At 70.9% G+C, this 17,558-nt stretch carries 20 protein-coding genes; 9 read left to right on the top strand and 11 right to left on the bottom strand.

Annotation, left to right across the window (positions count from 1 at the left end; genetic code table 11):
• Positions 1-19: 19 nt before the first annotated feature.
• Both O3X23_RS18605 and O3X23_RS18600 read right to left on the bottom strand, forming a co-directional pair.
• A complete protein-coding gene (locus O3X23_RS18605) occupies positions 20-265 on the bottom strand; it encodes a DUF397 domain-containing protein (protein ID WP_269272534.1) in 246 nt (81 codons plus the stop codon).
• Positions 262-1,074, bottom strand: a complete 813-nt coding sequence (locus O3X23_RS18600; protein ID WP_269272533.1) for a helix-turn-helix domain-containing protein — start codon at positions 1,072-1,074, stop codon at positions 262-264. Before O3X23_RS18600 ends, O3X23_RS18605 begins: the two co-directional genes overlap by 4 nt.
• 127 nt (positions 1,075-1,201) lie before the next feature.
• Here O3X23_RS18600 and O3X23_RS18595 point away from each other — a divergent pair, with 127 nt between their 5' ends.
• The gene (locus O3X23_RS18595) at positions 1,202-1,639 is read left to right on the top strand and encodes a hypothetical protein (RefSeq protein ID WP_269272532.1); all 438 of its coding nucleotides are present in this window, start codon (positions 1,202-1,204) and stop codon (positions 1,637-1,639) included.
• A 599-nt stretch (positions 1,640-2,238) separates the two neighbouring features.
• Here the strand turns inward: O3X23_RS18595 and O3X23_RS18590 are convergent.
• Positions 2,239-3,663: an MFS transporter gene (locus tag O3X23_RS18590; RefSeq protein WP_269272531.1), complete on the bottom strand. Its 1,425-nt coding sequence runs from the start codon at positions 3,661-3,663 to the stop codon at positions 2,239-2,241.
• Positions 3,664-3,815: 152 nt separating this feature from the next.
• Here O3X23_RS18590 and O3X23_RS18585 point away from each other — a divergent pair, with 152 nt between their 5' ends.
• A complete protein-coding gene (locus O3X23_RS18585) occupies positions 3,816-4,628 on the top strand; it encodes a helix-turn-helix transcriptional regulator (RefSeq protein WP_269272580.1) in 813 nt (270 codons plus the stop codon).
• Between the two features lie 44 nt (positions 4,629-4,672).
• Positions 4,673-5,026, top strand: coding sequence for a cytidine deaminase (locus O3X23_RS18580; protein WP_269272530.1), 354 nt, complete (start codon positions 4,673-4,675; stop codon positions 5,024-5,026).
• Positions 5,027-5,047: 21 nt separating this feature from the next.
• Here O3X23_RS18580 and O3X23_RS18575 read toward each other — a convergent pair whose 3' ends face one another.
• Both O3X23_RS18575 and O3X23_RS18570 read right to left on the bottom strand, forming a co-directional pair.
• Positions 5,048-5,386, bottom strand: coding sequence for a P-II family nitrogen regulator (locus O3X23_RS18575; protein WP_269272529.1), 339 nt, complete (start codon positions 5,384-5,386; stop codon positions 5,048-5,050).
• Positions 5,383-6,711: an ammonium transporter gene (locus O3X23_RS18570; RefSeq protein WP_269272528.1), complete on the bottom strand. Its 1,329-nt coding sequence runs from the start codon at positions 6,709-6,711 to the stop codon at positions 5,383-5,385. Before O3X23_RS18570 ends, O3X23_RS18575 begins: the two co-directional genes overlap by 4 nt.
• Positions 6,712-6,992: 281 nt before the next feature.
• Between O3X23_RS18570 and era the strand changes: the two genes are divergently transcribed.
• Positions 6,993-7,943, top strand: coding sequence for a GTPase Era (era, locus tag O3X23_RS18565; protein ID WP_269272527.1), 951 nt, complete (start codon positions 6,993-6,995; stop codon positions 7,941-7,943).
• A gap of 40 nt (positions 7,944-7,983) precedes the next feature.
• On the opposite strand, the gene O3X23_RS18560 is transcribed toward era, so the two are convergent.
• Together O3X23_RS18560 and O3X23_RS18555 are read right to left on the bottom strand one after the other, a co-directional pair.
• Positions 7,984-8,250 (bottom strand): protealysin inhibitor emfourin, encoded by a 267-nt coding sequence (locus tag O3X23_RS18560; protein ID WP_269272526.1) that lies wholly within the window; start codon positions 8,248-8,250, stop codon positions 7,984-7,986.
• An 8-nt stretch (positions 8,251-8,258) separates the two neighbouring features.
• The gene (locus tag O3X23_RS18555; RefSeq protein WP_269272525.1) at positions 8,259-9,377 is read right to left on the bottom strand and encodes a M4 family metallopeptidase; all 1,119 of its coding nucleotides are present in this window, start codon (positions 9,375-9,377) and stop codon (positions 8,259-8,261) included.
• Between the two features lie 305 nt (positions 9,378-9,682).
• Between O3X23_RS18555 and leuA the strand changes: the two genes are divergently transcribed.
• Together leuA and O3X23_RS18545 are read left to right on the top strand one after the other, a co-directional pair.
• Entirely contained in the window at positions 9,683-11,452 is a 1,770-nt protein-coding gene (gene leuA / locus O3X23_RS18550; protein ID WP_443047884.1) for a 2-isopropylmalate synthase, read from the top strand.
• 383 nt (positions 11,453-11,835) lie between these two features.
• Positions 11,836-12,603, top strand: coding sequence for a TerB family tellurite resistance protein (locus O3X23_RS18545; RefSeq protein ID WP_443047883.1), 768 nt, complete (start codon positions 11,836-11,838; stop codon positions 12,601-12,603).
• Between the two features lie 58 nt (positions 12,604-12,661).
• On the opposite strand, the gene O3X23_RS18540 is transcribed toward O3X23_RS18545, so the two are convergent.
• Entirely contained in the window at positions 12,662-13,024 is a 363-nt protein-coding gene (locus O3X23_RS18540; protein ID WP_269272522.1) for a DUF1304 domain-containing protein, read from the bottom strand.
• A gap of 64 nt (positions 13,025-13,088) precedes the next feature.
• On the opposite strand from O3X23_RS18540, the gene recO reads away from it, so the two are divergent.
• The 3 genes from recO (at position 13,089) to O3X23_RS18525 (ending at position 15,331) form a co-directional block, all read left to right on the top strand.
• Entirely contained in the window at positions 13,089-13,835 is a 747-nt protein-coding gene (gene recO, locus O3X23_RS18535) for a DNA repair protein RecO (protein ID WP_269272521.1), read from the top strand.
• 44 nt (positions 13,836-13,879) lie between these two features.
• Positions 13,880-14,707: an isoprenyl transferase gene (locus tag O3X23_RS18530; RefSeq protein ID WP_269272520.1), complete on the top strand. Its 828-nt coding sequence runs from the start codon at positions 13,880-13,882 to the stop codon at positions 14,705-14,707.
• 87 nt (positions 14,708-14,794) lie between these two features.
• Positions 14,795-15,331, top strand: coding sequence for a YcxB family protein (locus tag O3X23_RS18525; RefSeq protein WP_269272519.1), 537 nt, complete (start codon positions 14,795-14,797; stop codon positions 15,329-15,331).
• A gap of 54 nt (positions 15,332-15,385) precedes the next feature.
• Here the strand turns inward: O3X23_RS18525 and O3X23_RS18520 are convergent, their stop codons facing one another.
• From O3X23_RS18520 to O3X23_RS18510, 3 genes are read right to left on the bottom strand one after another with little or no spacing between them, the layout of a single operon-like run.
• Positions 15,386-15,802: a Fur family transcriptional regulator gene (locus tag O3X23_RS18520; protein ID WP_269272518.1), complete on the bottom strand. Its 417-nt coding sequence runs from the start codon at positions 15,800-15,802 to the stop codon at positions 15,386-15,388.
• A 26-nt stretch (positions 15,803-15,828) separates the two neighbouring features.
• Complete coding sequence (locus O3X23_RS18515) at positions 15,829-16,770, bottom strand: metal ABC transporter permease (protein WP_269272517.1); 942 nt, start codon at positions 16,768-16,770, stop codon at positions 15,829-15,831.
• Positions 16,770-17,540 carry a metal ABC transporter ATP-binding protein gene (locus O3X23_RS18510; protein ID WP_269272579.1) on the bottom strand — a complete coding sequence of 257 codons (771 nt, stop codon included), beginning with the start codon at positions 17,538-17,540 and terminating at the stop codon, positions 16,770-16,772. Before O3X23_RS18510 ends, O3X23_RS18515 begins: the two co-directional genes overlap by 1 nt.
• Between the last annotated feature and the right edge of the window lie 18 nt (positions 17,541-17,558).

Genomic DNA, 17,558 nt, shown 5'->3' with positions numbered 1-17,558 from the left:
TGACCCCCCGAGGCTCAGGTCAGCTGGGTTGAGAGGCGGCGAAGGCGACGAACGCAGCCCAGGAGGCGGCGGGAACGGCGAGGGCCGGGCCGTGGGGGTCCTTGGAGTCGCGGATGTGGACGGTGGTGGGGTGGATGGCCACCTCGACGCACTCGCCGCCGCTGCCGCCGGAGTGGGTGGACTTGCGCCAGTCGTAGGCGATCTCGATGCACTCGCCGCCACTGGCGCCGCTGTAGGTGCTCTTGAACCAGACCAGATTGCTCATGTCTCTCCCGCCAACTGCGTGATCAGAGCTGCGGATTCCTCAATCCCGAGGGCCTGCGTTCGGATCATTGCATAACGCTGGGAGTAGCGGGCTACCTCGTCCGGGTCCGAGACCAGCAGGCTGCGTTCCTGGGCTTCCAGATACGCCAGGTGCTTATGCTCCGGCGTCTCAACCAGGGTCATTGCACCGTCGGCTCCGGCGTGCTCGCCACGACCCGAGGACACGACCTGGGCCACCACATTCCTGAGTGTCGCGCAGCGCAGGATGTGGTCAAGCAGTTCGTGCATGGCGTCGCGGGTTCCGAATCGGCGACGCAGCACGGACTCCTCAATGACGAAGCTGAACAACGCCACCGGCTTGCGGAAGAACAGCGTCTGCCGCGCGAGGCGCGCCTCGACCAACCGCTCGACCTCGTCGTCCTCCAGCGGTGGGAACCGCGAACTGATCACCGCCCGTGCGTAGTCCTCCGTCTGCAGCAGCCCATTCAGCATGTGCGTGCTGTACGAGGAGACGCTCAGCGCGTCCGCCTCCAGCTTTGCGAAGTCCTTGAAGAAGGCTGGGTACCGGTCGTGAGCCAGATGCTCAGTAGCGAGCGCCAGAAGTCCATCCGCCTCCAGCGCCTCGTCAGCCGCCGCGATGAACTCGGGCGAGGGGATCCGCTCGCACGTCTCGATGGCGCTGACGTACGAGTCGGAGACATGAACCAGCTCGCCCAACTGGGCCTGCGTGAGGCCGCGGGACTTGCGGAACCTGCGCAGTAGTTCGGCGAAGTACCGCGCGGTCCCCGAAGATCCAGCACTTTGACCCATCCCAGCCACCCCACACCCGTCAGCTCAATTCCACGTGTCTGCACGGGAGTCGGCCTCCGACCCCCACCCCGCCTCTGTCGAGGCTCCGGCCCTGTTCAGGCTAGCCATGCTTGCCGAGAGTGGAGGTATGAATACAGAAAGTAATCACGCGTGCATCTTTCACCCCTGGCTACCCGTCTCCGGGCACCGGCTCCGCAAGGTCGGGGTCTTCTTCGATGCCGTCCGGGTCGGGCAGGAGGTCGGGGAGAAGCTGGCGGCACGTCTCGAAGCGCTGACGGACGGCGAACCCGGGCCGGTGATCGCGCAGTCCTCCGCGGGCTGGTGGATGTACTTCCTGGTCGCCGCCGGAAGCTCTGCCGGCCGGAGTTGGCCGCCCGGCATCACCCGTCTGGGATCGGGCGGCCGGGACGCCTACGTCGGCATCCCCGCGCTCACCGGTCTCACCTGGCCCCTGAGCTGGCGCTGCGCGCCGCGGCAGGATCGTCGACTTGTCGATGCCGATCTCCTGCACGGCACGCTCTGTGCTCAGCTCGGCTGGGAGCCGCGCCCGTTTGAGCGGGGCTGAGGTTCGGGCAGGTGCGGAGTGGTGCGTCTGCGGCGCTGCGTGCCTTGACCGCGCGGAGGGGGGAGGGCCCCGGCGCTGCGCGCCTGCCAGTGAGGCCGGTCCCCGCTGCGCGGGCCGGCGGCGTGGAGCGAGCCGGTCCGCTGCGCTTCCCGGGCGGGGGTGCCGGTGGGTGGGGCCGCCAAAGGATCAGCTGCTGCGGCCGGAGTCTCGCCATGTGGAGTTTTAGCCGTCCTTAGTGATCCACATCGGCCGGAAGGGCGCCCCTGGGGCCCCATGAGATATCCCCCGTCACACCCGTCTCACATCTGGGCGAGGAAGGTGGGACCAAACGCCGGTCCCGCACGCACGCACCCCCGCCCGCCCCGGCCGGGCGGGGAGCGCAGCGAATCGGTTCGCTGCGCTCTCGGAGGCCCCGGCCGCGCAGCGGACCGGTTCCCCTGCCGGGCGCGCAGCGCCGGGGCCTCTCCCTCCCCGCGGTCAAGGTGCGCAGCGCCGCAGAAGAACCACTGCGCACTGGTCGAACGCCGGCCCCCACCGCGCCGCCACCGTCCCACCACCGTGCCCCCGGCCCGGCAAACGCCGGGGACGTCACGGCGTCGTCATCTGCTCCCCGCCGACGCCCGCCGCAGGCCCACCGTCACCAGGGCCGCCACCGCCAGCAGGATCGCGGCGTCCGCCGCCAGGGCGAGGTGGATGCCGTCGAGGAGGCGGGTGCGGCTGGAGGCCAGGGCGCTCAGGAGGGGGATGCCGATGGTGAGGCCGAGCTGCTGGGAGCTGGTGACCAGGCCGGTGGCCAGGCCCTGTTCGTGGTCGGGGAGCCCGGAGGTGGCGGTGATGCCGTAGGAGACGATCACCCACAGGTGTCCGACGCAGGCGATGGTGACGGCGGCCAGGGCGATCCAGGTGCCGGACGGGCCGGTGCCGAGGAGGAGCAGCGTGGCGGTCAGCGCGGACTGCAGGAGCAGGCCGCCGATCAGGACGGTGCGGGTGCCGAAGCGGCCGATCACGCGGGACGCCGTCATGCCGGTGAGCGCGGCGGCGACTCCCTGGACACCGAAGACCAGGCCGGTGCGGAACGCCGACAGGCCGCGGATCTCCTGGAGGTAGAGGGTCAGCAGGAACACGACGGTGCTCATCATCGCGAAGGTGGTGATTCCCGCGAGGTTGCCCCACGCCACCGTGCGGCGGCGCAGCATCTGCAGCGAGACCAGTGGTTCGGCGGCTCGGGACTCGACGGCGACGAAGCCGACGAGCAGCGCGATCCCGGCGGTCAGCGTCGCGATGACGTCGGCTCGTCCGAAGCCCTGCTGGGCGGCCGTGGTCAGCGCGTAGATCAGGGCCAGCAGGCCGCCGGTGACGGTGACCGCCCCGGGGACGTCGATGCGGGGGCGCTGGGGGTGCCGTGACTCGGTCAGCAGGCCGGGAGCCGCGGCCAGGACGATGACGCCGGCCACGGCGAGGATGCCCATGGTGGAGCGCCAGCCGAAGTTGTCGGTGAAGACGCCGCCCAGGACGACGCCGATGGTGAAGCCCAGCGACAGCAGGGTGCCGCTGATGCCGAGCGCCCGGTCGCGCTGCGGGCCCTCGGGGAACGTGGTGGTGAGCAGGGACATGCCGGTCGGCACGATGACGGCCGCGCCCAGGCCCTGGATGGCGCGGGCGGCCAGGAAGGAGGCCGGGTCCCAGGCCAGGGTCGCCAGGACCGAGGCGGCGGTGAAGACGGCCAGCCCGGTCAGGAAGAGCTTTCGGCGTCCGACCAGATCCGCGATCCGCCCGAAGAGCAGCAGGAAGCCGCCGGACGGCAGGGCGAACGCGGTGACGGCCCACTGCAGGTTGGCCTGCGTCATGCCCAGGTCCTTGCCGAGCACCGGCAGGGAGACGTTCAGGATGGAGAAGTCGAGCGCGACCATGAACTGGGCCGCGCACAGCACGAACAGCACCAGCTTCGCGCGGAGGGTGAGTCTGTCGGAGCCCGGAGCCTTGGACGGCTCCGGGGCAGTTACGGGAAGGGTCTCTGTCGCCATGTCCCAACCCTCGGGCTGATCTCCATGACGTGGGGAGCCCGTGCTTATGCTGGTGGCCGGACCACCAGCCAGGGGGAGCGGGAGTGGAGAACACGGCCGGACCGGTACCGTCCGCCAAGTCGTACCGCCGTCAGGAGCTGCGCGACTTCCTGATGGCCCGCCGGGCCCGGATCAGCCCCGCCGAGGCCGGACTGCCGGACGGCGGCGCCCGCCGCCGTACCCCGGGGCTGCGCCGCGAGGAGGTCGCGGTCCTCGCCGGGGTCGGGGTGTCCTGGTACCAGTGGCTGGAGCAGGGGCGCGAGATCACCGTCTCGCCGCAGGTGCTGGACGCGGTGGCGCGGGTGCTGAAGCTGAACGCCGCCGAGCGGCGGCACCTGTACGGGCTGGCCGGGCTGAACCCGCCGCTGCCGGAGGCCGTCGACACCGATTTCTGCGAGGGCCTGCACCGGCTGATCGACGCCTGGATGCCGTTCCCCGCCCATGTGATGGACGCGTACTGGAACCTCGTCGCCTACAACGACGCGGCCGGGCTGACCTTCGGCTACACGAAGGACGACACCAACTGCCTCGTCGCCTTCTTCACCAGTCCGCTGTACCGCAGCCGCACCAACAACCGCGCGGAGCTGGCCGCGACCGTCGTCGCCCAGTACCGGGCGACGGCCTCCGAGCGCCCCGACGACGAGGGGTTCCGCGCGGTGGTCGAGGAACTGGCCGCGGGCTGCCCGGAGTTCGCGGGGCTGTGGGCGCGCGGGGATGCCGAGGCCAGCGGGCAGACGCAGAAGGAGATCGTGCATCCGACGGTCGGGTCGCTGCACTTCGAGAGCACCCACCTGCGGATTCCGGCCCGCCCGGACCTGACGATCGTCCTGCACAACCCGCTCCCGGACACCGACACCGTGGCGAAGCTGGAGCGGCTGACGTCCCCGCAGGGGCGCCGGGACACCATGCGTCCGGTCGCGGGCTGATCCACGGGAACGCCGCCGGCGCAGGCGGCTCTATGCTCGGCGGTATGAGCGATGCGACCCCGCTGGGGCCCGAGGACTTGAAGATCATCACCCTGGCGCGGTCCGCGCGTGCGCGGAACGGCGTGGCCGAGGGGGCCGCCGTGCGGGACGAGACCGGCCGTACCTACGTCGCCGGTACCGTCGCGCTGGACTCGCTGAAGCTCAGCGCGCTGCAGACCGCCGTCGCCATGGCGGTCGCCAGCGGGGCGCAGTCGCTGGAGGCGGCGGCCGTCGTCACGGCCGCCGAGACGCCGGCCGCCGCCGACCGGGCCGCGGTCCGGGACCTCGGCGGGCCGCAGACCCCGGTGCACCTCGCTGGCCCGGACGGGACGCTGCGCGTCACCGTCCAGGCGGGCTGACGGCACCCTCGGAGCGAGGGATCAGAGCGCGTCGGGTCCGCGCTCGCCGGTGCGGACCCGAACGGCGGTCTCGACGGGGACCGACCAGACCTTGCCGTCGCCGATCTTGCCGGTGCGGGCGGCGTTGACGACGGCCTCGATGACGACCTCGGCGTCGGCGTCCTCCACCAGGATCTCGATCCGCACCTTCGGTACGAGGTCGACGCGGTACTCGGCGCCCCGGTAGACCTCGGTGTGGCCGCGCTGGCGCCCGTAGCCGCTGGCCTCGGTGACGGTGAGGCCGTGGACGCCGAGCTCCAGGAGCGCAGCCTTCACCTCGTCCAGCTTGAACGGCTTGATGACGCCGGTGACCAGTTTCATTCGGCGGAGCTCCTGTTCTTGGCGTGGGCGAGGGCCTGGGCGAGAGCCGAGGCGTGCACGTGCGGTGCGCCCTGTGAGACGACGCCGTGATCGTATGCCGACTCCGCGTGCACGGTGAGGTCGAGGCCGGTGAGTTCGTCCTCGGCGGAGACCCGGAAGCCCATCAGCCGGTCGATGACCTTCGCGATCCCGTACGTGGCGGTGAACGCGTACGCCCCGACGGCCACCACCGCGACGGCCTGCTTGCCGAGCTGGCCGAGGCCGCCGCCGTAGAACAGGCCCTCGGCGCCGCCGGTCATGGTGGCGGTCGCGAGGAAGCCGATGAGCAGGGTCCCGGTGATGCCGCCGATGAGGTGCACGCCGACCACGTCGAGGGAGTCGTCGTAGCCGAGCCGGAACTTCCAGCTGACGGCGAACGAGCAGAGCACCCCGGCGGCCAGGCCGACCACCAGTGCCCCCATCAGGTCCACCGAGCCGCAGGCCGGGGTGATCGCGACCAGGCCGGCCACCGCGCCGGACGCGGCGCCCAGCGTCGTGGCGTGGCCGTCGCGGCGCTTCTCCACGATCAGCCAGCCGAGCAGGCCCGTGCACCCCGCGACCTGGGTGTTGAGGAACGCGGCGGCGGCCAGGCCGTTGGCGCCGAGCGCCGAGCCCGCGTTGAAGCCGAACCAGCCGAACCAGAGCAGCCCCGCGCCGAGCACCACCAGGGGGAGGTTGTGCGGGCGCATGGCCTCCTTGCGGAAGCCGAGCCGCGGGCCGAGGACCAGCGCCAGGGCGAGTCCGGAGGCGCCGGAGCAGATCTCGACGACGGTGCCGCCCGCGAAGTCCAGTGCGCCCAGCTTCGACACGATCCATCCGCCCGTGCCGAAGACCCAGTGGGCCACCGGGACGTATACGAGAAGCGTCCAGACGAGAACGAACGCCACCCAGGCGCCGAATTTCGCGCGGTCGGCGATGGCGCCGCTGATCAGTGCGGCGGTGACGACGGCGAAGGTCAGCTGGAACGTGGCGAAGAGCAGCGTCGGGACGTGGCCGGTGACGCTCGTCGGATCGATGCCGTGCATGCCGAGGTGGTCCAGGCCGCCGATCAGGCCGAGGCCGCCGGCGTCCGGGCCGAAGGCGAGCGAATAGCCCGCGACCAGCCAGACCACGGTCACCAGCGCGATCGACACGAAGCTCATCATGAGCATGTTGAGGACACTCTTGGTGCGGACCATGCCGCCGTAGAAGAGCGCCAGGCCCGGCGTCATCAGCAGGACGAGCGCGGTGGCGGCGAGGAGCCAGGCGGTGTCTCCGGAGTCGAGTCCGGCCGACAGGTACGGCACGAGGAGTTCCCTTCCCGGGGCGGCGGGGGGTGGTGCGCGGCAGTGGTTCGCACACGAGCCTCACTGCCGGCCGTTTCGGGAAGTGGGCAGACGTGTTTCCGCCGTGTTTCGTGTTGCGGAGGAGTTTCGGGCGACTCACACCGAACCAGCGCCCGGCCCTGCGTCCGGCCGCCCACCGGCCCCGCACCGGCCGCCCACCCGGTCTCGTACCGGCCGCCCATCCGGCCGCCGCCCGGCTTCCCGGGTGCCGGTGGGAGCCGGGCCCGCCGCGATCGGGGAGAATGGGCCGCATGAGCGCCAGTCCCCAGTCCTCCGAGGCCGTCCACCGGTCCGGCTTCGCATGCTTCGTCGGCCGTCCCAACGCGGGCAAGTCGACCCTCACGAACGCTCTCGTCGGCATCAAGGTCGCCATCACCTCAAGCCGGCCGCAGACCACCCGGCACACGGTGCGCGGCATCGTGCACCGCCCTGACGCGCAGTTGATCCTCGTCGACACCCCTGGTCTGCACAAGCCGCGCACGCTGCTGGGCGAGCGGCTCAACGACGTGGTCCGCTCGACCTGGGCCGAGGTCGACGTGATCGGCTTCTGCGTGCCGGCCGACCAGAAGCTCGGCCCCGGTGACAAGTACATCGCCAAGGAGCTCGCGGGGGTCCGCAAGACCCCCAAGATCGCGATCGTCACCAAGACGGACCTGGTCGACGACAAGGTGCTGCGCGAGCAGCTGCTCGCGATCGCGGAGCTCGGCCGTGAGCTGGGCATCGAGTGGGCGGAGATCATCCCCGTCTCGGCGGTCGGTGACGTCCAGGTCGGTCTGCTCGCCGACCTGATCGTCCCGCTGCTCCCGGAGGGCCCGCAGCTCTACGCGGACGGCGACCTCACCGACGAGCCCGAGCAGATCATGGTGGCGGAACTGATCCGCGAGGCCGCGCTCGAAGGCGTACGGGACGAGCTGCCGCACTCCATCGCGGTCGTCGTCGAGGAGATGATCCCGCGCGAGGACCGGCCGAAGGACAAGCCGCTGCTCGACATCCACGCGAACATTTACATCGAGCGGTCGAGCCAGAAGGGCATCATCATCGGCCCCAAGGGCGCCCGCCTCAAGGACGTCGGCACCAAGTCGCGCAAGCACATCGAGGCACTGCTCGGCACGCCGGTCTTCCTGGACCTGCACGTGAAGATCGCCAAGGACTGGCAGCGCGACCCCAAGCAGCTCCGCAAGCTCGGTTTCTGACCGGTGGCCCCGGACGCCGTCCGGCGTTCGGGGCCACCCGTCACGCGCCTTCCTTGAGCACCGCCTGGATCAGGTCGCGCTGCGCGTCGGTCAGGTGCGGGTCCGCGCAGTGGACGGTGTGGCCGTCGACGGTGATCTCGTAGTGGAAACCGTCCGGCACCCCCGGCCTGGGCGCGCCGCCCGCCTGCTCGACGGTCGCACGGGCCACCCCGTGCAGGTGGGCGGCATCGGGCCGGCCGGCGGTGTCCAGCACGGCCCGGCGCTCGATTCCGGCGAAGCCGCCGGAACGGATCACTTCTATGCGCACAGTGCTCCTCAGCCCTGCTGGCCCGACGCGCCTTCCGGCTGTCCGGCCTGGCGCGGGAGGTCCGCGCCATTGCCCGTCGACGTTGGGACGCCGACCTGCGACCACGCCTTCAGGACGGCCTGGTGCGCTTCGCCGTCCCCGAACCGCGTGTGGGCGGCGGAGACGGTCAGCCGGGCGAAGTCGGCGAACGACGCCTGCGGGCTGATCTGCCCGCCCGTGAGCACGTCGTACCAGATCTGTCCGGCCTGCTCCCATGCATACCCGCCGAGGGCCTCGGCCACCAGGTAGAAGGCGTGGTTCGGGATGCCGGAGTTGATGTGCACGCCGCCGTTGTCCCGGCCGGTCGTCACGTACTGGTCCATCGTGGCGGGCTGCGGGTCCTTGCCCAGCTTCGGGTCGTCGTAGGCCGTGCCCGGCGCCTTCATCGAGCGCAGCGCGTCGCCGTGGATGGTCGGGCCGAGCAGTCCGGCCCCGATCAGCCAGTCGGCCTGGTCGGCGCTCTGCTGCAGCGCGTACTGCTTGACGAGCGAGCCGAAGACGTCGGACATCGACTCGTTCAGCGCGCCCGGCTGGCCGAAGTACGTCAGGTTCGCCGTGTACTGGGTCACGCCGTGGGTCAGCTCGTGACCGATGACGTCCACGGGCAGGGTGAAGTCGCGGAAGATGTCGCCGTCCCCGTCCCCGAACACCATCTGCTCGCCGTTCCAGAAGGCGTTGTTGTACCGCCGGCTGAAGTGGACGGTCGCGTTCAGGGGCAGCCCCTGGTCGTCGATCGAATGCCGTTGGTACACCTTGAAGTAGAGCTCGAAGGTGGCGCCGAGACCCTTGAGCGCCCGGTTGACGGTCTCGTCCTTGCTCTCCTTGTCGCCCTCGCCGCGGACCTTGCGGCCGGGCAGGGTCGTCCCGTGCTTGGCGTCGTAGATCGTCCGCTGCGGTGTGTCGGAGGCGAGCGCGCCGGCGATGGAGGGCGCGCCGATGACCGTGGTCAGCCGGCGGTGGGTGCGCTCGAAGGAGTCACGCTCCAGCGTTGCCCGAGCGAGATCGGAGAGCGCGCGGTCCTCAGATGTGGCCATCTTGTCGAGGACGTGCGGAGGAATGATCGTGCAGAAGGTAGGTGTCGCGTCCATGGCGGCAATGTGGCACGCGGCCACACCGCTGTCACTGCTTGCGACGATGATTACTGAAAAGGGACGGAAGATCATGGTTTTACTGGACAGAACCACTCGTCTTGCATACTGAGAGGGAGCACGCTTCGAGTGCGGTATTCGAGCGGGCTCGGCTATGGTCGTCCACATCATGCGTTTCGGGCTGCTTCTCCTTAGCTGCCGCGGCGAGGGCCTGTAGTCGTAGGCCGACCCCCTCCCCGCGGAGTTCAGGCGTGCGCATCGCCGTCGGCCGTACTGGAGCCGGACCCATGAGGAGCCCACCGCAGATGTCCCAGAACCCCGCGAATTCCGTAGGCCGCCCCACGCCCATCACGGCGGCGAGCGTGCGCCAGCGCCCCACCGCGATGCCGATCCACAAGTACGCGCCCTACGACGCCGTCGACATCTCCGACCGCACCTGGCCGAACGCCCGGATCACCAAGGCGCCGCGCTGGCTCTCCACGGACCTGCGGGACGGCAACCAGGCCCTGATCGACCCCATGTCCCCGGCGCGCAAGCGGGCGATGTTCGATCTGCTGGTGAAGATGGGCTACAAGGAGATCGAGGTCGGTTTCCCGTCGTCCGGCGAGACCGACTTCGCGTTCGTGCGCTCCATCATCGAAGAGGGCGCGATCCCCGAGGACGTGACGATCTCCGTCCTGACGCAGGCCCGCGAGGAGCTGATCGAGCGGACCGTCGAGTCGCTGGTCGGCGCCCGCCAGGCCACCGTCCACCTGTACAACGCGACCGCGCCGGTCTTCCGCAGGGTGGTCTTCCGCGGCTCGAAGGAGCAGGTCAAGGCGATCGCCGTGGACGGCACGCGGCTGGTCATGGAGTACGCGGACAAGATCCTGGGCTCCGACACCGTCTTCGGCTACCAGTACAGCCCGGAGATCTTCACCGACACCGAGCTGGACTTCGCCCTGGAGGTCTGCGAGGGCGTCATGGACGTCTGGCAGCCGGAGGCGGGCCGCGAGATCATCCTGAACCTGCCGGCGACCGTCGAGCGCTCCGCCGCCAGCACGCACGCCGACCGCTTCGAGTGGATGTCGCGCAACCTGTCGCGGCGCGAGAACGTGTGCCTGTCCGTGCACCCCCACAACGACCGGGGCACCGCGGTGGCCGCCGCCGAGCTGGCGATCATGGCGGGTGCGGACCGGATCGAGGGCTGCCTGTTCGGGCAGGGCGAGCGCACCGGCAACGTCGACCTGGTCACCCTGGGCATGAACCTGTTCAGCCAGGGCGTCGACCCGGAGATCGACTTCTCGCAGATCGACGAGATCCGCCGCACCACCGAGTACTGCAACCAGATGGAGATCCACCCGCGCCACCCGTACGCGGGCGACCTGGTCTACACGTCCTTCTCCGGCTCCCACCAGGACGCCATCAAGAAGGGCTTCGAGGCGATGGAGGCCGACGCGGCCGCCGCAGGGAAGACCGTCGACGAGATCCCGTGGGCCGTCCCGTACCTGCCGATCGACCCGAAGGACGTCGGCCGCTCCTACGAGGCCGTCATCCGCGTCAACTCGCAGTCCGGCAAGGGCGGCATCGCGTACGTCCTGAAGAACGACCACAAGCTGGACCTGCCGCGCCGGATGCAGATCGAGTTCTCCAAGATCATCCAGACCAGGACCGACGACGTGGGCGGCGAGATCACGCCGGCCGAGATCTGGGCCGCCTTCCGCGACGAGTACCTGCCGACGACGGAGAACGCCTGGGGCCGCATCGAACTGCGCGCCGCCCAGGCCGAGACCACGACCGACGGCGGCGACGCGCTGACGGTGGAAGCCGTCGTCGACGGCGCCGCGACGGTGCTCACCGGCCGCGGCAACGGCCCGATCTCCGCGTTCTTCGACGCGCTGTCCTCGGTCGGCATCGACGCGCGGCTGCTGGACTACACCGAGCACACGCTGAGCGAGGGCGCGAGCGCCCAGGCGGCGTCGTACATCGAGTGCGCGATCGACGGCAAGGTGCTGTGGGGCATCGGCATCGACCCCAACACCACGCGCGCCTCCCTGAAGGCGGTCGTCTCGGCCGTCAACCGGGCAGCGCGCTGACCACCTTCGGGTGACCGCATCCGTTGCTGAAACGGCCCGCCGGCGGGCCGGACGAGGTGCGGACGGAGTACGGCGGCAACGGCCGCGGCGGCCTTCACCGGCCTCGCCGCGGCCGTTGGCGCGTCAGGGGAGAGGCGCCTCGCGGGCGTCGAAACGCGTCCCGACGCCCGGAAACCCCGGCCCCGCGCCGCCCGACCGCCCGGGGCGGGCCACCCACGAGATCGCGTCAATCCTCTTCTCGTGCCCACCGGCCGTGACCTGCCAAGACGTGGTGCGGACGGGACCGATCCGGAAATCCCCCCTTACGCGGTACTGACTGCGCGTCATTGGTGTGGCTAACATCACGGCAGCAGTAACGGCACCGTTGCCGAGGCGTTACGCACATGTGCGTGCCGGATCGGTGCGTACCGGGACGAAACGCCGGAGGGTGCAACGTGGTTCAGCTGCGAGGGCTGTGCTTCTGGGGTGTGCGCACCGCATGGCACACCGAGGATGACGGCGAGTTCTTCTGCCCCGACTGCGGGGGCGACCGCGCCTATCACCGGCGCAGCGGCACGCGGCGCCTCACCGTGCTCAACGTTCCCGTGCTGACCCGTGGGCCGGCCGGAACCGTCATCGAATGCAGCGGCTGCCACGGGCACTTCGGCGCCGAGACGCTCGACCACCTCACGTCGACCCGCTTCTCGGCGATGCTGCGCGACGCCGTCCACACCGTCGCGCTCGCCGTGCTCACGGCCGGCGGGGCCACCGGCCGCCCGGCGCGGGAAGAGGCCGTCCGCGCGGTGCGCTCCGCGGGCTTCACCGACTGCACCGAGGACCAGCTCCTCGGCCTGCTGGCGGCGATCGTCGCCGACGCGGGCCGGTTCCCCGGCGCCGCCGACGTCCTCGGCCCCGACTCCTTCGCCGACGCCCTGGACGGCTGCGGCAGTTGGCTCTCCATCGAGCTCCATGAGGCACTGGAGCCGCTCTCCGCCCACCTCGCGCCCCAGGGGCGCGAGCGGATCCTGCTGCAGGGAGCGAGGATCGCCCTCGCCGACGGGCCCTACCTGCCCGCCGAGCGGGAGGTGCTGGTCGCGGTCGGCCGCTGCCTGTCGCTGCCCGCGGGGGACACGGTCCGGCTGCTCGCCGAGGCGGCGGGCGCGCCGTCCTGACGCAGGTGCGCGCGCCCGAGGCCGCTTCGGCGGTTCAGCGGGCTGTTCGGCGGGTCGTTCAGTGGGCGATGAGCACCAGCGCGAGGGCGACCAGGGCCGGCACCGTCTGGACGAAGACGATGCGGCGGCTCGCCGTGGCGGCCCCGTACACGCCGGCCACGGCGACGCAGACGAGGAAGAAGATCCGGGTCTGGAAGCCCACCGGGTCGGCGGCGAACGCGGACCACGCCAGGCCGGCCGCGAGGAACCCGTTGTAGAGCCCCTGGTTCGCGGCCAGCGCCTTGGTCTCGGTGGCGAACTCGGCTGTCAGGCCGAAGGCGGCCCTGCCCTTCGGCGTGGTCCACAGGAACATCTCCAGGACCAGGATGTACACGTGCAGGGCGGCGATGGCCAGCACTGCCACGGTTGCGGTGATCGACATAGGCGGCAGCGTATGCGGACCGGGCGGGGGCAGGGGCCGGTTCGCGTACGGGACAATGGATCGTATGAGTCTGTTCCGCGACGACGGCATCGTGCTGCGCACCCAGAAGCTGGGTGAAGCGGACCGGATCATCACGCTGCTCACCCGCAGGCACGGACGGGTGCGGGCGGTGGCCCGAGGGGTGCGCCGCACGAAATCGAAGTTCGGGGCGCGGCTGGAGCCGTTCAGCCACGTCGACGTGCAGTTGTTCGCACGCGGCGGGGAACTGGTCGGGCGCGGGCTGCCGCTGTGCACCCAGGGTGAGACGATCGCTCCGTACGGTAGCGCCATCGCGGCCGACTACGACCGCTACACCGCCGGCACGGCGATGCTGGAGACGGCGGAACGGTTCACCGACCACGAGGGCGAGCCGGCCGTCCAGCAGTACCTGCTCCTCGTCGGCGCGCTGCGCACCCTGGCGTCCGGTGAGCACCAGCCGCGGCTGATCCTGGACGCCTTCCTGCTGCGCTCACTGGCGGTGAACGGCTACGCGCCGAGCTTCGACAACTGTGCCAAATGCGGGATGGACGGTCCTAACCGGTTCTTTTCGGTAGGAGCGGGAGGAGTCGTCTGCGCCGAGTGCCGTGTGCCGGGAAGCGTCGTACCCTCACGGGAGTCCCTGGAACTCCTCGGCGCGCTGCTGGGCGGGGACTGGGAGACGGCGGACGCGTGCGAGCCGCACTTCTGCCGGGAGGGCAGCGGGCTGGTCGCGGCGTATCTGCAGTGGCACCTGGAGCGCGGGCTGCGCTCGCTGAAGTTCGTCGAGAAGTAGCGAAGCAGTACCGAGATGTACGAGATGTAGGAGAGGCAACGCGCATGGCACGTCGCGGGATTCTGGGCCGTTCCCGACCGGAGTACCGGACTCCGGACCCGCACCCGTCAGGTGCGGTGCCCCCGAAGATCCCGGGGGAGCTGGTGCCGCAGCACGTCGCCATCGTCATGGACGGCAACGGCCGCTGGGCGAAGGAGCGCGGGCTGCCGCGCACCGAGGGCCACAAGGTCGGCGAGTCCGTCGTCCTCGACGTCCTCAAGGGCAGCATCGAGCTGGGCGTCAAGAACCTCTCCCTGTACGCCTTCTCCACCGAGAACTGGAAGCGCTCGCCCGACGAGGTGCGCTTCCTGATGAACTTCAACCGCGACGTCATCCGCCGCCGCCGCGACGAGATGGACGAGCTCGGCATCCGCATCCGCTGGGTGGGCCGGATGCCCAAGCTGTGGAAGTCCGTCGTGCAGGAGCTCCAGGTCGCCCAGGAGCAGACGCAGGACAACGACGCCATGACGCTCTACTTCTGCGTCAACTACGGCGGCCGCGCGGAGGTCGCGGACGCGGCCGCGGCCATGGCCGCGGACGTGAAGGCCGGCAAGCTCGACCCTTCCAAGGTGAACGAGAAGACCTTCGCGAAGTACCTGTACTACCCGGACATGCCGGACGTGGACCTCTTCATCCGCCCCTCGGGCGAGCAGCGCACCTCCAACTTCCTGCTCTGGCAGACCGCTTACGCCGAGATGGTCTTCCAGGACGTCCTGTGGCCCGACTTCGACCGCCGCGACCTCTGGCGCGCCTGCCACGAGTACGCCTCGCGGGACCGCCGCTTCGGAGGCGCCCTCCCCAACGACCTGGCCCCGACCGACAAGCGGCCCTGACGTTGACGGTCTGCCCGTCCGGTCGGTACGGTCCGGCGACTCCGGGAGCTTCCGGGGATCGCCGGGACGATCAGAACAGGCAGACACGTGGAAGCGACGCCCCGTACGGAGGCAGGACCCGAACCGGTGGTCCTCGACTTCACCCTCACCGCCGACGACTTCGCGGGGGCGCTGCGCGCCCGGCGGCGCAAGACCCTGCAAGGCCGCTTCCTCCAGGCATTCGTCCTCCTCGGCGCCGGGGCGTGCGCACTGGTGCTGGTCCTCTGGGCGGCGGGCCGCGATGCGGTGCCCTGGCCGCTGCTGTGGATCCTCGGCGTGCCGGCGGCTGTCGTCTTCTGGCAGCCCCTGCTCATCGGGCGGACCCTGGCGAAGGGGGCACGGCGCAACGGCGAGGTGCGGACCACGGTGGACGGGTCGGGCCTGCTGGTCGCGACGGAGACCAGCAGCAGCACGGTGTCCTGGCAGCGGTTCGGACGCTACGTGGAGACCGACACCGCCTTCATCCTGCTCAGCCCGGACAGGAACGGCACCTGCCTGAACATCCTCCCCAAGCGGGCCGCGACCGCCCCGGCCGACCTGGACCGGCTCCGCGCCCTGCTCGATGGCCACGTGCCGCGCGCGTGAGCGCGGGAGGCGATCAGCGGGTGGGCGCCGTGGCGCGTGGGCTGGGGGCGGCCGTCAGGCCTTTTCCGCGGTGGCGCACTCGGCGCACGTGCCGAAGATTTCTACGGTGTGGGCGACGTTGACGAAGCCGTGGTCGGTGGCGATCGCCTCGGCCCACTTCTCGACGGCCGGGCCCTCGACCTCGACGGCCTTGCCGCACATGCGGCAGACGAGGTGGTGGTGGTGGCCGTCGGAGCAGCGGCGGTAGACGGACTCGCCGTCGTCGGTGCGCAGCACGTCGACCTCGCCGGCGTCGGCGAGGGACTGCAGCGTGCGGTAGACGGTGGTGAGGCCGACGGAGTCGCCGCGGTGCTTGAGGAGGTCGTGCAGGTCCTGCGCGCTGCGGAATTCCTCGACCTCGTCGAGCGCGGCGGCGACGGCAGCGCGCTGCCGGGTCGATCGGCCCTGCACGGGGGGCTTGGCGGTCGTCACCGGTGCCTCCTTCTCGGTCGTAACCGTCACCGTCCAGATGTCCGGTCGGTCGTCATTGTGTCAGGCCGCGGGCTCTGCACCCGAACGTCGTCCTGGGGGACGCGCGCGCCGGGTACCTCCAGGGTGCACCGTTCGGCGGCGGTGGCGGAACCGCGGGCCCGTTTTCTTGCCAGCGGACCGGCCAGCACCGCCAGCACGACGAAGATGGCGATGGCCAGCAGAACGATCGTCGGCCCGGACGGCACGTCCACGTAGAACGACGTGACCGCTCCGGAGAGCGAGACCGTGACCCCGATCAGGACGGCCAGCGCGAACGTCATCGCGAAGCTGCGGGACAGCTGCTGGGCCGCGGCGACCGGGACGACCATGAGGGCGCTGACGAGCAGCAGGCCGACGACGCGCATCGCGACGGTGACGGTGACGGCGGCGGTGACCGCCACGAGCAGGTTCAGCAGCCGGACCGGCAGCCCGGTGACGCGGGCGAACTCCTCGTCCTGGCAGATCGCGAAGAGCTGCCGCCGCAGCCCGACTGTGACGAGCACCACAAACGCGGCGAGCACGCAGATGGTCGTGACGTCCTCCGGCGAGACCGTGTTCAGGGAGCCGAAGAGGTACGTGACGAGGTTGGCGTTGGACCCCGTGTCGGACATGCTCATCAGCATCACGCCGCCGGCCATGCCGCCGTAGAAGAGCATCGCGAGCGCGATGTCGCCGTGCGTCCTGCCGTACCAGCGGATCAGCTCGATGGCGACGGAGCCGACGACGGCGACGGCGGTGGCCATCCAGATCGGGCTGGTGTTGAGCAGGAAGCCCAGGCCGACGCCGGTCATCGCGACGTGGCCGATGCCGTCGCCCATCAGCGCCTGGCGGCGCTGGACGAGGTAGATGCCGATGGCGGGGGCGGTGATGCCGACCAGGACGGCCGCGATCAGGGCCCGCTGCATGAAGGCGTAGTCGAGGATGTCCATCAGCTGAGCAGCCCCGTCCTGAGCGGTTCGGCATTGTGTGCGGCGTGCGGATGCACATGGTCGTGGCCGGGCAGCGCGTGCTGCCCGACGGCGCGCGGCGGCGGTCCGTCGTGGACGACGCAGCCGTCGCGCAGCACCACCGCGCGGTCGATCAGCGGCTCCAGCGGCCCGAGCTCGTGCAGGACGAGGAGCACGGTGGCGCCGCACGCGACCTGCTCGCGCAGGGTGCCGGCCAGGATCTCCTGGCTGGCGACGTCGACCCCCGCCATCGGCTCGTCCATGATCAGCAGTTCGGGCTGGACGGCCAGCGCGCGGGCGATGAGCACCCGCTGGTGCTGGCCGCCGGAGAGCGCGTCGACGGAGTCCTTGGCGCGGTCGGCCATGCCGACCATCTCCAGCGCCCGGTCGACCGCCGCGCGGTCGCCCCGGCCGAGCGGCCGCAGGCGGCTGCGGGCCAGCCGGCCGGCGGAGACGACCTCGCGGACGGTCGCCGGCACACCGCTCGCGGCGGTGGTGCGCTGCGGGACGTAGCCGATCCTGGCCCAGTCGCGGAAGCGCTTGAGCGGGGTGCCGAACAGTTCGAGGCGGCCTTCGCTGAGCGGTACCTGGCCGACGACGGCCCGGACCGCGGTCGACTTGCCGGAGCCGTTGGCACCGAGCAGGGCGACGACCTCGCCGCCGCCGACCGTCAGGTCCACCCCGCGCAGTACGGGCCGTGATCCGAGCGAGGCCGTCGCCCCGCGCAGGGAAATGACCGGGACCGGCCGCATGCCTACCTCCGTCACCGC

Origin of the sequence: Streptomyces sp. H39-S7 (assembly GCF_027158205.1) — a bacterium.
Classification (GTDB): Bacteria; Actinomycetota; Actinomycetes; order Streptomycetales; family Streptomycetaceae; genus Actinacidiphila.
Note: the sequence above shows the minus strand (reverse complement) of the source record. Positions and strands in the feature narration are given on the sequence as shown.

Excerpts from the sequence above, each read along its gene's own strand:
- O3X23_RS18605 (WP_269272534.1), bottom strand. The coding sequence starts at position 265 with ATGAGCAATCTGGTCTGGTTCAAGAGCACCTACAGCGGCGCCAGTGGC.
- O3X23_RS18600 (WP_269272533.1), bottom strand. The coding sequence starts at position 1,074 with ATGGGTCAAAGTGCTGGATCTTCGGGGACCGCGCGGTACTTCGCCGAA.
- O3X23_RS18595 (WP_269272532.1), top strand. The coding sequence starts at position 1,202 with ATGAATACAGAAAGTAATCACGCGTGCATCTTTCACCCCTGGCTACCC.
- O3X23_RS18590 (WP_269272531.1), bottom strand. The coding sequence starts at position 3,663 with ATGGCGACAGAGACCCTTCCCGTAACTGCCCCGGAGCCGTCCAAGGCT.
- O3X23_RS18585 (WP_269272580.1), top strand. The coding sequence starts at position 3,816 with ATGGCCCGCCGGGCCCGGATCAGCCCCGCCGAGGCCGGACTGCCGGAC.
- O3X23_RS18580 (WP_269272530.1), top strand. The coding sequence starts at position 4,673 with ATGAGCGATGCGACCCCGCTGGGGCCCGAGGACTTGAAGATCATCACC.
- O3X23_RS18575 (WP_269272529.1), bottom strand. The coding sequence starts at position 5,386 with ATGAAACTGGTCACCGGCGTCATCAAGCCGTTCAAGCTGGACGAGGTG.
- era (WP_269272527.1), top strand. The coding sequence starts at position 6,993 with ATGGGCCGCATGAGCGCCAGTCCCCAGTCCTCCGAGGCCGTCCACCGG.
- O3X23_RS18555 (WP_269272525.1), bottom strand. The coding sequence starts at position 9,377 with ATGGACGCGACACCTACCTTCTGCACGATCATTCCTCCGCACGTCCTC.
- leuA (WP_443047884.1), top strand. The coding sequence starts at position 9,683 with ATGTCCCAGAACCCCGCGAATTCCGTAGGCCGCCCCACGCCCATCACG.
- O3X23_RS18545 (WP_443047883.1), top strand. The coding sequence starts at position 11,836 with ATGTGCGTGCCGGATCGGTGCGTACCGGGACGAAACGCCGGAGGGTGC.
- O3X23_RS18540 (WP_269272522.1), bottom strand. The coding sequence starts at position 13,024 with ATGTCGATCACCGCAACCGTGGCAGTGCTGGCCATCGCCGCCCTGCAC.
- recO (WP_269272521.1), top strand. The coding sequence starts at position 13,089 with ATGAGTCTGTTCCGCGACGACGGCATCGTGCTGCGCACCCAGAAGCTG.
- O3X23_RS18530 (WP_269272520.1), top strand. The coding sequence starts at position 13,880 with ATGGCACGTCGCGGGATTCTGGGCCGTTCCCGACCGGAGTACCGGACT.
- O3X23_RS18515 (WP_269272517.1), bottom strand. The coding sequence starts at position 16,770 with ATGGACATCCTCGACTACGCCTTCATGCAGCGGGCCCTGATCGCGGCC.
- O3X23_RS18510 (WP_269272579.1), bottom strand. The coding sequence starts at position 17,540 with ATGCGGCCGGTCCCGGTCATTTCCCTGCGCGGGGCGACGGCCTCGCTC.